16 protein-coding genes are annotated in these 13,060 nt (G+C 63.9%); 7 read left to right on the top strand and 9 right to left on the bottom strand.

Translation table 11 applies throughout. The annotated features are described in order from the left end of the window. The 3 genes from ACFMBG_RS18940 to ACFMBG_RS18950 form a co-directional block, all read right to left on the bottom strand. The coding region (locus ACFMBG_RS18940) for a GTP-binding protein (protein WP_421056237.1) at positions 1-351 on the bottom strand (351 nt) is incomplete at its 3' end. Positions 352-474: 123 nt separating this feature from the next. Then, positions 475-1,074, bottom strand: coding sequence for a hypothetical protein (locus tag ACFMBG_RS18945; protein WP_421056238.1), 600 nt, complete (start codon positions 1,072-1,074; stop codon positions 475-477). 128 nt (positions 1,075-1,202) lie between these two features. Next, on the bottom strand, positions 1,203-3,551 hold the full coding sequence (locus ACFMBG_RS18950) for a DNA topoisomerase IV subunit A (RefSeq protein WP_421056239.1): 2,349 nt from the start codon (positions 3,549-3,551) through the stop codon (positions 1,203-1,205). A gap of 257 nt (positions 3,552-3,808) precedes the next feature. Here ACFMBG_RS18950 and ACFMBG_RS18955 point away from each other — a divergent pair, with 257 nt between their 5' ends. The 6 genes from ACFMBG_RS18955 to ACFMBG_RS18980 all read left to right on the top strand — a co-directional run bounded on the left by ACFMBG_RS18955 (position 3,809) and on the right by ACFMBG_RS18980 (position 8,141). Beyond that, positions 3,809-4,444 (top strand): SH3 domain-containing protein, encoded by a 636-nt coding sequence (locus ACFMBG_RS18955; RefSeq protein WP_421056240.1) that lies wholly within the window; start codon positions 3,809-3,811, stop codon positions 4,442-4,444. A gap of 36 nt (positions 4,445-4,480) precedes the next feature. After that, entirely contained in the window at positions 4,481-5,311 is an 831-nt protein-coding gene (locus ACFMBG_RS18960; RefSeq protein WP_421056241.1) for an SDR family NAD(P)-dependent oxidoreductase, read from the top strand. Positions 5,312-5,385: 74 nt separating this feature from the next. Further along, on the top strand, positions 5,386-5,589 hold the full coding sequence (locus tag ACFMBG_RS18965) for a twin transmembrane helix small protein (protein WP_421056242.1): 204 nt from the start codon (positions 5,386-5,388) through the stop codon (positions 5,587-5,589). A gap of 6 nt (positions 5,590-5,595) precedes the next feature. Continuing rightward, positions 5,596-6,168, top strand: coding sequence for a cob(I)yrinic acid a,c-diamide adenosyltransferase (locus ACFMBG_RS18970; protein ID WP_421056243.1), 573 nt, complete (start codon positions 5,596-5,598; stop codon positions 6,166-6,168). Positions 6,169-6,453: 285 nt separating this feature from the next. Further along, the gene (locus ACFMBG_RS18975; RefSeq protein ID WP_421056244.1) at positions 6,454-7,212 is read left to right on the top strand and encodes an electron transfer flavoprotein subunit beta/FixA family protein; all 759 of its coding nucleotides are present in this window, start codon (positions 6,454-6,456) and stop codon (positions 7,210-7,212) included. Continuing rightward, on the top strand, positions 7,212-8,141 hold the full coding sequence (locus tag ACFMBG_RS18980) for an electron transfer flavoprotein subunit alpha/FixB family protein (protein WP_421056245.1): 930 nt from the start codon (positions 7,212-7,214) through the stop codon (positions 8,139-8,141). Before ACFMBG_RS18975 ends, ACFMBG_RS18980 begins: the two co-directional genes overlap by 1 nt. Positions 8,142-8,212: 71 nt before the next feature. Here ACFMBG_RS18980 and ACFMBG_RS18985 read toward each other — a convergent pair whose 3' ends face one another. Beyond that, on the bottom strand, positions 8,213-9,037 hold the full coding sequence (locus tag ACFMBG_RS18985; protein WP_421056246.1) for a DUF6473 family protein: 825 nt from the start codon (positions 9,035-9,037) through the stop codon (positions 8,213-8,215). A 153-nt stretch (positions 9,038-9,190) separates the two neighbouring features. Here ACFMBG_RS18985 and ACFMBG_RS18990 point away from each other — a divergent pair, with 153 nt between their 5' ends. Then, positions 9,191-10,066, top strand: coding sequence for a 3-hydroxybutyryl-CoA dehydrogenase (locus ACFMBG_RS18990; protein ID WP_421056247.1), 876 nt, complete (start codon positions 9,191-9,193; stop codon positions 10,064-10,066). Positions 10,067-10,136: 70 nt separating this feature from the next. Here ACFMBG_RS18990 and ACFMBG_RS18995 read toward each other — a convergent pair whose 3' ends face one another. From ACFMBG_RS18995 to ACFMBG_RS19015, 5 genes are read right to left on the bottom strand one after another with little or no spacing between them, the layout of a single operon-like run. Then, complete coding sequence (locus ACFMBG_RS18995) at positions 10,137-11,030, bottom strand: lysophospholipid acyltransferase family protein (protein ID WP_421056248.1); 894 nt, start codon at positions 11,028-11,030, stop codon at positions 10,137-10,139. A gap of 33 nt (positions 11,031-11,063) precedes the next feature. After that, positions 11,064-11,333: an HPr family phosphocarrier protein gene (locus ACFMBG_RS19000; protein ID WP_027235562.1), complete on the bottom strand. Its 270-nt coding sequence runs from the start codon at positions 11,331-11,333 to the stop codon at positions 11,064-11,066. Beyond that, entirely contained in the window at positions 11,334-11,741 is a 408-nt protein-coding gene (locus ACFMBG_RS19005; protein ID WP_421056249.1) for a PTS sugar transporter subunit IIA, read from the bottom strand. It lies immediately after the preceding gene. Further along, positions 11,738-12,628, bottom strand: coding sequence for an RNase adapter RapZ (gene rapZ, locus ACFMBG_RS19010; protein WP_421056250.1), 891 nt, complete (start codon positions 12,626-12,628; stop codon positions 11,738-11,740). The genes ACFMBG_RS19005 and rapZ overlap by 4 nt, the downstream gene beginning before the upstream one ends. After that, positions 12,621-13,058: an HPr kinase/phosphorylase gene (locus ACFMBG_RS19015; RefSeq protein WP_421056251.1), complete on the bottom strand. Its 438-nt coding sequence runs from the start codon at positions 13,056-13,058 to the stop codon at positions 12,621-12,623. Before ACFMBG_RS19015 ends, rapZ begins: the two co-directional genes overlap by 8 nt. Between the last annotated feature and the right edge of the window lie 2 nt (positions 13,059-13,060).

Genomic DNA, 13,060 nt, shown 5'->3' on the forward strand with positions numbered 1-13,060 from the left:
CAGCAGGATGTGCTCGCGGGTCTGCGGCATCGGGCCGTCAGCCGCGTTCACCACCAGGATCGCGCCGTCCATCTGCGCCGCACCGGTGATCATGTTCTTCACGTAGTCGGCGTGGCCGGGGCAGTCGACGTGGGCGTAGTGGCGCGCGTCGGTTTCATATTCCACGTGGGCGGTGGAGATGGTGATGCCGCGGGCTTTTTCTTCCGGCGCGCCGTCGATCTGGTCGTAGGCTTTGAAGTCGCCGAAGTACTTGGTGATCGCTGCGGTCAGCGTGGTTTTGCCGTGGTCAACGTGGCCGACGGTGCCGATGTTGACGTGCGGTTTATTACGTTCAAACTTTTCCTTAGCCATACCTTGGGCGCCTTTTGAAATGAGGGGTCAGCGTTGACCCGGTTTCCTCTGCGCGGGCGGATTATTTGGTTTGCGCGCAAAAATCAACCCGTTCCTGCTTGACAGAAGCGGAAATCACCGGGCTCAGCCGGCCGGCACAGGCTCCGCCGCATCCGGTGCCGCGGTGCCCGTGGAGTCCGCTGCGGGACGCGGTGCGAACCACCCTTGCTCCTTGTGGTTTTCCGCCATCCATTCCTCGACCTTGTCGGCAATATTGACCGCCAGCCCCTGGATCTGCTGCTCCTTGGTGCGGGCATGCCCCGACCCCACCAGCGCGCTTTGGCCGGTGGTGCTTTCGAAGATTTCCATCTGGTGCTTTTTGGCGAGGAATTTCTTGTTTGCCACGTCATAGACAAACACGTTCACCACCACTGCGCTTTTGGGCGAGAACAGCACCGGCACGCCGGGCGGTGCCAGCATGAAGCCCTCTAGCGTCACCGCCACATCGTAGTCCTGCGCACCGCTGTACCGGCGCAGGCGGGTGTTCAGTGCCTTCTCGATCGGGGTGGTCCACTCGCTGTGCTCCGCATCCCGGGACAGCGGCCATTGCAACGCCTTTTCGGTATAGACATGGGTCACCCGGGCCCGGAACGCTCCCAGGTCCTCGGGCGCCTCGTCCAAGCGGGTTTCCCCGCAGGCGGCAAGCAGCACCAGCGAGGCGAACAGGGCGAGAATGCGGATCATGGGTGGTCCCCCGTAGGTATTCGGTCCCGCCCTGATAGCCCCGCGGGGTGCAGAGGGTAAAGACCCGTAAAAAGCACCCCCCGCGCGGGTGGCGCGGGGGGCACAGGCGTTCAGCAGAAACCTGCCGCCTATTTGAACTTGTAGCTCCGCGGGAAGCCGTGCGGCGGGCGCTTGCCCACGCTGGCGCGCTTGCCCAGCCATTCGCTGAGATCAGCCTCGTGGCGGGTCTTGCCGCCGCCCATTTCCCACTTGATCCCTTCATCCCAGTTGAAGGTGGTGATGTCGCTGAGGCCGCCGTCCAGTTCCAGCGAGCCCTGCTTGCCGCGGGCCATGTTGTATTTCTGCAGGCGCACGCCCTTGCCGCGGGTGAGCTCGGGCATTTCCTCGACCGAGAAGACCAGGAACTTGCCGTTTTCAGAGACCACGGCGACGTGGTCGCCTTCGACCGGGATACAGATCTTGGCGCGCTCGTCGTCCTTGACGTTCAGCACCTGCTTGCCACCGCGGGTCTGCGCGACGATGTCCTTTTCGGCGCAGATGAAGCCGTTGCCCGCGTCGGAGGCGACCAGCAGCTTGCCGTCCGGGTTGTGGATCAGCAGGTCGACGATTTCCACTTCGTTGGGCAGGTCGACCATCAGGCGCACCGGTTCGCCCATGCCGCGGCCGCCGGGCAGATTCGCCGCCGACAGGGTGTAGAAGCGGCCGTTGGAGCCGAACACCAGCAGCCGGTCGGTGGTTTCGGCGTGGAAGATGAAGCGCGGGCCGTCGCCGTCCTTGAACTTCAGCTCGCGGTTCAGGTCGATGTGGCCGGTCATCGCCCGGATCCAGCCCATCTGCGAGCAGACAACGGTGATCGGCTCGCGGTCGATCATCGCCTCCAGCGGCACCTCTTCGGCCTCGCCTGCCTCGGCAAAGCGGGTGCGGCGGGCGCCGCCTGCATATTCTTTGCCGAATTGCTGCTTGGTCTCTTTCAGCTGTTCGGAAATGCGGGTCCACTGCAGCTCTTCCGAGCCCAGCAATTCGACCAGACCGGCGCGCTCTTCGCGCAGCGCGTCGCGTTCGCGGACCAGCTCGATTTCCTCCAGCTTGCGCAAGCTGCGCAGGCGCATGTTGAGGATCGCCTCAGCCTGCACCTCGGTCAGTTCACCGGTGCCTGGGGCCGGAGTGACATACTCGGCCTCGGTAAAGGCGCGGGGGTGGTCCTTGCTCCAGTCCTCGCGGATCAGGGCCGCCTTGGGGTCCTCGTCATAGCGGATGATGTCGATCACCCGGTCGAGGTTCAGGAAGGCGATGATGAAGCCTTCGAGCACCTCCAGCCGGTGGTCGATCTTTTCCATCCGGTGGCGCGAGCGCCGCTGCAGCACGTCGCGGCGGTGGTCGAGGAAAGCGCGCAGCACTTCCTTCATCGAGCAGACCTTGGGCGTGACGCCGTCGATCAGCACGTTCATGTTGAGGCTGAAGCGGATTTCCAGATCCGAGTTGCGGAACATCATGTTCATCAGAACCTCGGGGTCCACGTTCTTGGACTTGGGTTCCAGGATGATGCGGATGTCGTCCGCCGATTCGTCGCGCACGTCGGCGAGGATCGGAACCTTCTTGGTCTGGATCAGCTCGGCGATCTTCTCAATCAGCTTGGACTTCTGGACCTGATAGGGGATCTCGGTGACGACGACCTGCCACTGGCCGCGGCCCAGGTCCTCGACCTCATGCTTGCAGCGCAGGCGGAAGGAGCCGCGGCCGGTGCTATAGGCCTTGGCGATGTTTTCCTTGGGCTCGACGATGATGCCGCCGGTGGGGAAGTCCGGGCCGGGCACATAGTTCAGCAGGGTGTCGTCGCGCGCATCCGGCGTACGGATCAGATGCAGGCAAGCGTCGATCAGCTCAGCGATGTTGTGCGGCGGAATGTTGGTGGCCATGCCCACCGCAATGCCGGCCGCGCCGTTGGCCAGGATGTTCGGGAAGGTCGCGGGCAGCACCGCCGGTTCGGTCAGGCGGCCGTCGTAGTTGTCGCGGAAATCAACAGCGTCCTCGTTCAGGCCGTCCAGCATCGCCTCGGCCACGAAGGTCATCCGCGCTTCTGTGTAGCGCGAGGCCGCCGGGTTGTCGCCGTCGATGTTGCCGAAGTTGCCCTGGCCGTCCACCAGCGGGTAGCGGACGTTGAAGTCCTGCGCCAGGCGCGCCATCGCGTCATAGATCGCGGCGTCGCCGTGGGGGTGGAAGTCGCCCATGGTGTCGCCGGAAATCTTGGCCGACTTCAGGAAGCCGCCGGTGGAGCTGAGCCGCAAGCGGTTCATCGCATAGAGGATGCGCCGGTGCACCGGCTTCAGCCCGTCGCGCGCGTCGGGCAGCGCCCGGTGCATGATGGTGCTGAGCGCATAGGTCAGATAGCGCTCGCCAATGGCGCGGCGCAGCGGCTCCAGGATTTCGCCTTGTTCGGGGGCGGAGGGCATGTCGGGGTCTTCTACCAGGTCGGTCATGAAATCGTGATACTGCCGCCGCCGGAATTGGTAAAGCGGGCGCGCGCGAAATTCGCACAGCTTCGCCAGCCGCCTGCAGGGCATGGGGGAGAAGACGGCCGACTCTCCCCTGTTTCCTGACCGTTAACTCGCACTAGATAGAATGGAACCAGGCAGCCGCGCCGCGCGTTACTTTCCAAACTCTTGCAATCAGGGCAGCGGCCTTTTGCGGGTCAATGGATATGCCTGTTTATTTGGTTGGTCTGGGGGACCGGGTTATGTCACGTTTTGTTATGTTGTCCTTCGCTTTTCTTGGATGGGGATTTTATGAGCTGAGCGGCGGGGCGGATTTTGCGCCGCCGCAGCGGCCTGAACCTGCGGCCGCCGCAAAACCCGATACCCGCACGCCCAAGCCTGCCAGAATCACCGCGGCCTCGCTGACGGCCCAGCCTGTTCTGACCCGCCGGTCGCAGGCTGAAACACCCGGCCGGCCCAAGGCTGATCCGGCGCTGCGGCAGCGTGTGGCGGCTGCGCATCTGGTCAGCGCCTCCGGCGTGCTGGCCTCGACACAGGCGGCTTTCTCAGCAGACTCCGGCGGCACGCTGCAGCTCGCCTCGCTGGATGGCGGTCTCGCCGCAATCACTGCGGCACCCGCCCCGAGACCGGCGGCGGCTGCTGCCGCCGCGGCAGAGCCCGCTCCGGAACCGGTCATCGACCGCCGCTCCATCCGCGCATCGCGGGTGAATATGCGGCAGGGGCCGGGCACCTCCTATCCGGTGATCACCCGGCTTCTGGCTGGCGACGAGGTCATCGTGATCGAGGACAGCGGCACCGGCTGGCTGCATCTGCGCGCGCCCGGGAAGGGCCGCGTCGGCTGGATTGCCGCTTCCCTGGTGAGCAAGAAACGCCCATAACTGCACCGGAGACTTCCGGGCACCGAGGCGTTCCACATGAAGAAATCGATCCTGATTACCGGCTGCTCCTCAGGGATTGGCCTGGATGCGGCACGCGGCATGCGCGACCGCGGCTGGCGGGTGTTTGCCTCCTGCCGTCAGCAGCGTGATTGCGACCGGATGCGTGCCGAAGGCTTTGACAGCCCGCGCATCGACTACACCGACCCGGCCAGCATCGAATCGGGCCTGGCAGAGGTGCTGGAGGCCACCGGCGGCACCCTGGATGCGCTGTTCAACAACGGCGCCCATGGCCTGCCCGGCGCGGTGGAGGATCTGCCCACCGAAGCGCTGCGCACGATTTTCGAGGCCAATTTCTTTGGCTGGCACGAGCTGACCCGGCGGGTGATCCCGGTGATGCGGGCGCAGGGGCACGGGCGGATCGTGCAGAATTCCTCGATCCTGGGCTTTGTGTCCTTCCCCTGGCGCGGCGCCTATGTTGCTACGAAGTACGCACTCGAGGGGCTGACCGACACGCTGCGGGTCGAGCTGCAGGGCTCCGGCATCCACATGGTGCTGATCGAACCCGGCCCGGTAACCTCGAAAATCCGGGAGAAGTCGATCCCGCATTTCGAGCGTTTCATTGACTGGAAATCCTCGCCGCTGCGCGAGCTTTACGAGAAACGGCTGCTGAAACGGCTGTATGAGAGCAGCGGCCCAGACCGGTTCGAGCTGCCCGCCTCCGCCGTCACCGCCAAGCTGGCCCATGCCTGCGAATCCCGCCGCCCGCGGCCGCGCTACTATGTCACCACCCCCACCCATATCGCCGGGGTCCTGCGCCGGATCCTCAGCACAAGGGCAATTGACCGCATCCTGGTGAGGCTCGGATAGCGGATTGGCGGTCGCCAATAGCCCCCGCGCAAGGTAGATGGGGGCCAACAGAATTGATGCGCTTGGGGGACAAGATGAGCGATCCGCTGTATTATCTGGCTCTGGCTGCGGTGGCGGCCGTGGTCGTCGCGCTGGTCATCGGCATTGGCGGCTTTGGCAAGGGCGGCGAATTCAACCGCCGCAATGCAAACAAGATGATGCGCCTGCGCATCCTGTTTCAATTCATTGCAGTGGTGCTCTTGCTGTCCTACGTCTACCTGCGCAGCCAGGGAGGATAATTGGCGATGGTCGTTCTGAACAAAATCTACACCCGCACCGGCGACAAGGGCGAAACCGCCCTGGGCAATGGCGAACGCGTGGCCAAACACTCGGCCCGGGTCAACGCCTATGGCACCTCGGATGAGCTGAACTCCTTTGTCGGCGTCGCCCGGCTGGAGGCTGAGGGCGAGATGGACGAAGCCCTTGCGCGTATTCAGAACGATCTGTTCGACCTCGGCGCCGATCTGTGCCGGCCGGAAATGGAAAAGGATGCCGAGGCCGAATACCCGCCGCTGCGGGTTGCGGTGGCGCAGGTCGAGCGGCTGGAGGCCGAGATCGACGTGATGAACAAGGATCTGGAGGCGCTGCGCAGCTTCATCCTGCCGGGCGGCTCGAAACTGGCAGCGCATCTGCACGTTTGCCGCACCGTCGCCCGCCGTGCCGAACGGCTGGCTACGGATCTGAGCACCAGCGAAGACGTGAACCCGGCTGCAGTGAAATACCTGAACCGCCTGTCGGACTGGTTCTTTGTCGCGGCCCGCGTGGCCAACAACGGCGGCAAGGACGACGTTTTGTGGGTCCCGGGTGCCAACCGCTGATTCCCCCTGCCCCGGCGTGATTCGCCATTTCATGCCGGTTTTTGTCCAATCCTGCAGGCATCGCGTCATCCGCGGGCCTGCAGCGGCCTGTCTCCTGCGGGCAAATTTCCCACCGGAAACATTCTTGCAAAAATGATGTTCCAAATGCGCAAACGCGACGTCGCCGAGCGCTAACGTGACGATTTTGCCCTGTTGCGGCGTCACACCAGCCGGTATCAACGCAGCGAGAGCATGGAGGGGAGTCGCCCTGAGGCGGCTTGCCGTTTGTTAAGGAGAGAACGCAAAATGAAGGTACTTGTGCCTGTCAAACGCGTGATTGACTACAACGTGAAGGTCCGCGTCAAAGCGGACGGCAGCGGTGTCGATCTCGCCAACGTGAAAATGTCGATGAACCCCTTCGACGAAATCGCCGTCGAAGAAGCCATCCGCCTGAAAGAAGCCGGCAAGGCTGACGAAGTGGTTGCGGTGTCGATCGGCGTGAAGCAGGCCCAGGAAACCCTGCGCACCGCGCTGGCCATGGGCGCCGATCGCGCCATCCTGGTGGTTGCTGCCGACGACGTGCACACCGACATCGAGCCGCTGGCGGTTGCCAAGATCCTGGCCAAAGTGGTCGAGGAAGAGCAGCCCGGCGTCGTGCTCTGCGGCAAGCAGGCGATCGACAACGACATGAACGCAACCGGCCAGATGCTGTCGGCGCTGCTGGGCTGGTCCCAGGGCACCTTCGCCTCCGAGCTGGACATCGAAGGCGAAACCGCCAAGGTCACCCGTGAGGTGGACGGCGGCCTGCAGACCATCTCCGTGAAGATGCCCGCCATCATCACCGTGGACCTGCGCCTGAACGAGCCGCGCTATGCGTCGCTGCCGAACATCATGAAGGCGAAGAAAAAGCCGCTGGACGAGAAAACCGCCGCCGACTACGGCGTCGACGTCTCCCCGCGCCTGGAAATCGTCAAGACCGAAGAGCCGCCGGCACGTGCCGCAGGCATCATCGTCGGCTCCGTCGACGAGCTGGTTGAGAAACTCAAAGAAGCGGGGGCTGTGTAATGGCTGTTCTTCTCCTTGCTGAAGTGACCGACGGCGCGCTGGCGCTGGACGCGACCGCAAAAGCCGTGGCCGCAGCTTCCAAGCTGGGCGACGTGACCGTTCTGGCCGCAGGCGCATCCGCTGCTGCTGCCGGTGAAGAAGCCGCCAAGATCGCAGGCGTGTCCAAGGTCCTGGTGGCCGAAGACGCATCGCTGGGCCACCGCCTGGCAGAGCCGACCGCAGCCCTGATCGCCGGCCTGGCGTCCGACTACGAGCACATCGTTGCTCCGGCCACCACCGACGCCAAGAACGTTCTGCCCCGCGTTGCTGCGCTGCTGGACGTGATGGTGATCTCGGACGTGTCCGGCGTTGTCGACGGCAACACCTTCGAGCGCCCGATTTATGCCGGCAACGCGATCCAGACCGTGAAGTCGAAAGACGCCAAGAAAGTCGTCTCGATCCGCACCGCGTCCTTCGACGCGGCTGGCGAAGGCGGCTCGGCTTCGGTTGAGACCATCTCCGCTGCTGATAACCCGGGCCTGTCCGAGTGGGTCGAAGACAAGGTTGCCGCAAGCGACCGTCCCGAGCTGACCTCGGCCGGCATCGTTGTCTCCGGCGGCCGCGGCGTTGGCTCCGAGGAAGACTTCAAACTGATCGAAAACCTGGCCGACAAGCTGGGCGCAGCTGTTGGCGCGTCCCGCGCGGCTGTCGACTCGGGCTATGCCCCGAACGACTGGCAGGTGGGTCAGACCGGCAAGGTTGTTGCTCCGGACCTGTATGTCGCCATCGGCATCTCCGGCGCGATTCAGCACCTGGCAGGCATGAAGGACTCCAAGGTCATCGTGGCGATCAACAAGGACGAAGAAGCACCGATCTTCCAGGTCGCGGACTTCGGCCTGGTCGCCGACCTGTTCGAAGCCGTCCCGGCCCTGACCGAAAAACTGGGCTAAGCCCGGTTGGACCGCTGACAAACAGAAAGGCCCGCCAATTGGCGGGCCTTTTTCCGTTCCGGGGGCTGGTGTTATTTTTCCGGAAGCATCGGCTGCAGGTGGGTGGCCAGCGCCTCGGCGATTCGCAGATGCTCCTTGGGTCCGATCATGTGACGCGCGGCCGGCAGCTCCATCTGGCCGAAGACCATGCCGGCGATATCCTGCGCGGCCGCCGCGGCTTCAGCCCGGAACTCCAGGATCCCCTGCACCTTGGAGCGCAAGGCATCGGCCATCGAACGGTCCACCAGAACCGGTTCATCCGGGAAACCTGCGTCCGCATCCAGATGATAGCGCAGCCACAGCAGCAGCACGCGGCCGTCCAGCGCCTTGATCAGGACACTCATCCGTTCCACCCAACTGCGCTGCAGCTGTTCGCGCACCTGTTCGAACCGCTGGACGGAGATGTCCCGGAGGGTGCAGAGCAGATGCTTGTTGAAATGGAATTCGGTGAAATCCACCTCCGGATACAGGGTCTTGAGCGCCGGCTGCGCCTGCAGGAAGCGGTCGTTGCGGCGCGGATGCACCCGGTAATACGGGTTCGAGATGTTCTGCGCGCCCAGCATCTGCAGCACAGAGACATGCGCGTCCCGGGCGATACCGATCAGGGTGTCGTCCTGCACGAAACTGTCCAGCCCGGCGTTCACACTGCCCAGGTTGACGCAATCCACGCCAAGCCGGCTTTGCAGGGAGTCGACAAAGGGAAATTCAACGAATCGCCCGTAAACTTCGGTTCCGCCAAGGAAGGCAACATAGGGTTCGTCCAAGGACCGTTGCGGCCCCCGCACCAGCAGTCTGGATTCCCCATATCTGCATGGTTCCCCCGAAAGCGCCCCCGCGCTTTTGAGTTCATAGCTCATTTCACCACCAATTTTTCACCCGAGACTCACCTTGGACGCGAAGCATTGCAATTTCCCTAAAGTGAGAATTTGCCTCAAATCCGCCCAAGCTGCTCTTGTGCCCGCCCTTCCCGGGCCAGTAAGGTTGCGGCAGATATTTCAGGAGCCTGAGGCATGGAAATTCAGAAGGTTGGTGTGATCGGCGCCGGGCAGATGGGCAATGGCATCGCCCATGTCATGGCGCTTGCCGGGTATGATGTCGTGCTGAATGACGTCAGCCAGCAGGCGCTCGACAGCGCGCTGAGCCTGATTCACAAGAACATGGAGCGCCAGGCCAGCAAGGGGAAGATCTCCGAAGACGAGATGAAGGCGGCGCTGGCACGAATCGTGCCGTCGCTGACGCTGGCGGATGTCGGCGCAACCGATCTGGTGATCGAGGCCGCCACCGAGCGGGAAACCGTCAAACAGGCCATTTTCGAGGACCTGCAGCCGCATCTGAAGCCGCACACGATTCTGACCTCCAACACCTCGTCGATCTCGATCACCCGTCTGGCGAGCCGCACCGACCGGCCGGAACGGTTCATGGGCTTCCACTTCATGAACCCGGTGCCGGTGATGCAGCTGGTAGAGCTGATCCGCGGCATTGCCACCGATGAGCCAACGTTCAACGCCTGCCAGGAGGTGGTGGCGCGGCTGGGCAAGACCTCGGCCAGTGCAGAGGATTTCCCGGCCTTCATCGTCAACCGCATCCTGATGCCGATGATCAACGAGGCGGTCTATACGCTGTATGAGGGCGTTGGCTCCGTCAAATCGATCGACGAGTCGATGAAGCTGGGTGCCAACCACCCGATGGGACCGCTGGAGCTGGCGGATTTCATCGGCCTGGACACCTGCCTGGCGATCATGAACGTGCTGCACGACGGGTTGGCGGATACCAAGTACCGCCCCTGCCCGCTGCTGACCAAATACGTTGAGGCCGGATGGCTGGGCCGCAAGACCCAGCGCGGGTTCTACGACTACCGCGGCGAAACGCCGGTGCCGACCCGGTAACGGCAAGCACAGAACAAAGAAGCGCCCCGCGGGGCGCTTTTTTCGTTTCCGGCCAGGTGATGCGGCAGGATCAGCCCTGCTTGCCCAGGCTGAGAGTGTGCTCTCGCAGCCAGGCCATGAAGCCGCGCGGGTCGCTGTGCAGCTTCTCCATCTGCTCATCGGTGAGCGGCTTGCCGACCACCGGCGCCTGCGGCTTGTTGCAGGAGCGCACGATTTCATGCAGCAGCAGCCCCTGGCGCAGGATCGGTGAGATCTGGCAGGCGATCTGATACCAGCGCGAGTTCGAGCCGGGGAAGTAGATCGGCACCACCCGGGCGCCGGAGCGGCGGATCAGCTGGGCGGTGAAGACGTTCCATTCCCGTTCGATTGCCGGTCCGAACCAGCTGTCGGACGACATCACCACACCCGAGGGGAAAAGGGCGACGGCGCCGCCTTCCTTGAGGAAAGCCATGGTCTTGGCCCGCATGTCGACCATCTTGCGCTGCGCGTCCGGGTCATGCGGGAACGGTACCGGGATCATGAAGGAGGTCGCGGCCTCGTCCAGCCCGGTCAGCACCGAGCGGGTCAGGATCCGGTAGTCCAGGCGGCGGCGGCCGATCAGGTCGGCGAAGATCATACCGTCGACCATACCGTGCGGGTGGTTGGCAACGATCACCACCGGCCCGTCGGCGGGGATGTTGTCGATCTGCTCCTGCGGGGTCTGCAGATCGATACCCATGGTGTTGAGCGCGCCGCGCCAGAACTTCTGGCCGCGGTACTCCGCATTCCGCTTTTCGAACCGGCTGACCATGCGCAGAATCGAAATCTTGCCGGTCAGCCATTCGATGGTCTTGATCGCCAAAGAGGTCCAGCGGTCGTCGAAGGAGTTGGCGTAAGTCAGCGTGCGGCGGTCATAGATCTCGCCGGTCTCATCCGTGGTTTCCGGCGTGATGCCGGTATTCCTGTCTTGTGCGGTATCCGCCAATTTGCCTTATCCCGTCCCGTCTCCGGCGCGGGCCTAGTAGCCCTCGCCGAACTTATCGGCCACCAGGGCCTCCAGCGCATGCGCCAGCGCATCAGCATCGGGCCCCGAAGTCTCGACGTCAATAGTCGTTCCTTTCGAGGCTGCCAACATCAAAAGGCCCATAATGCTGTCGCCGGAGGCGGACAGCCCGTCCTTTATCACCTCAGCCGAGGCGTCAAACCCTTCGACCACCTCCACCAGCTTGGCCGAGGCCCGGGCGTGCAGCCCTTTCTCATTGATGATTTTCAGCGTCTTCAGAGCCATTTAGTGTGCCTGCTCCCCGTCAGGGTTTACGTTTTGCGCGTTGATGTACTTGCGCCCGGCCTCCATAGCCTGCCGGACCGCATCGGCCACCGGCAAGTGGCGGGATTTTGCCAGTTTGATCAGCATCGGCAGGTTTGCCCCATAGAGAATGCGGCGGTCGGCCGGTGCGCAGGCCTTGAGACTGAGGTTGGAGGGAGAGCCGCCGAACAGGTCTGTCACAACGACCACCCCGCCGCCGGTGTCCACCTCGTTGGCGGCAGCGCAGATCTCTTCCTGCTTGCCCTCCCGGTCATCGTCAGGACCGATGGCGATGGCCATCAGGCTGGGCTGCGGACCCACTACATGCTCCACCGCGGCGAGGTATTCCCTTGCCAGCCCGCCATGCGCTACGATCACAATCCCGATCAACCCGGCCTCTCACTTCTTTGCTGGCCTTGCAGCTCGCGGTGTCTAATTGACACTTGCTGGCCGTCCTCTGCAAGGGCCTTGGCCAGGGTTTCCGCCATTGTGACCGATCTATGCTGGCCGCCGGTGCAGCCGAAGGCGATGGAAAAATGCGATTTTCCTTCGTTCCGGCAGGCCGGCAGCAAAAGGCGGGTGAGGTCCAGGACCCGGGAAAAAAACGGCTCGTACAGGGGGTCCGCCTTGACGTAGTCCTGAACGGCCTGGTCCTGGCCGCTCAGCTGCCGCAGCGCCGGCTGCCAGTAAGGGTTCGCCAGAAACCGGCAGTCGAACACCATGTCGATCCCATGCGGCATCCCGCGCTTGTAGGAGAAGCTTTGCACCGACAGAGCCAGCGCCCGGCCCTCCGGCGCGAACCAGCGCTCGATCTCCGCCTTCAGCTGGTGGACGTTCATGTCCGATGTGTCCAGCAGGATGTCGGCCCGGTCACGGATCGGCACCATCAGGTCAAGCTCGCGGCGCACGCCTTCGCCCGGTGATTCCGCAGGCGCCAGCGGGTGGCGGCGGCGGGTCTCGGAATAGCGGCGCAGAAGCACGTCAGACTGCGAATCGAGGTAGAGCACGGTCAGCTCAACCTCGCGGCGGCCGGCCAGCATGTCGATCACATCCAGCAGCGCCCGCGGCGAGAAATCCCGGTTGCGGCTGTCGAGCCCCAGCGCCATCGGCCGCGGTGCCGCAGCAGCATCAATCAGGCCCGGCAGCAGCCGCAGCGGCAGGTTGTCGATGGCCTCGAACCCGAGATCCTCCAGCACGTTGATCGCTGTAGTCCGCCCGGCGCCCGAGGGGCCGGTCACCAGAACGGCCGGCACCGCCTTTTTGCCGGTCTCAGGCATCGGGGTCCAAGGCTCCGCATCTGAGGAACTGCATCAGCGCCGGAGCGAAATGCGCGGCATCCACGCGCTTGAGGCGGACCACCTCCTGCTCCAGCAGCCGCGTGGTCTGACGCACCGGCAGACGTTCGGTTTCCGTCTCGTCCAGATCCACCAGCGCCACCACCGGCACTGGGCTCCGGATCTGAGCATGCAGGAGCCCCATGCAGCGGGCCTCGACCAGGCCGCGGATCGGCTCCGGCGCGCTGGCAACAACCTGTCCGTGCAGGAGCTGCAGCAGCACCCTGTCATCGGCAACCAGCTGCGCACCATAGGCCATCAGCTGCAACGCCAGCGCAGACTTGCCTTGGCCGGAGGTGCCGGTGATCAACAGCCCCCGCCCCTCCAGCGCGACGCAGGAGGCATGCAGGATAAGGCTTTCCGTCTCAGGCATGA

The sequence above is a fragment of the Leisingera coralii genome, assembly GCF_049056525.1.
In the GTDB taxonomy this organism is placed as follows: Bacteria; Pseudomonadota; Alphaproteobacteria; order Rhodobacterales; family Rhodobacteraceae; genus Leisingera; species Leisingera coralii.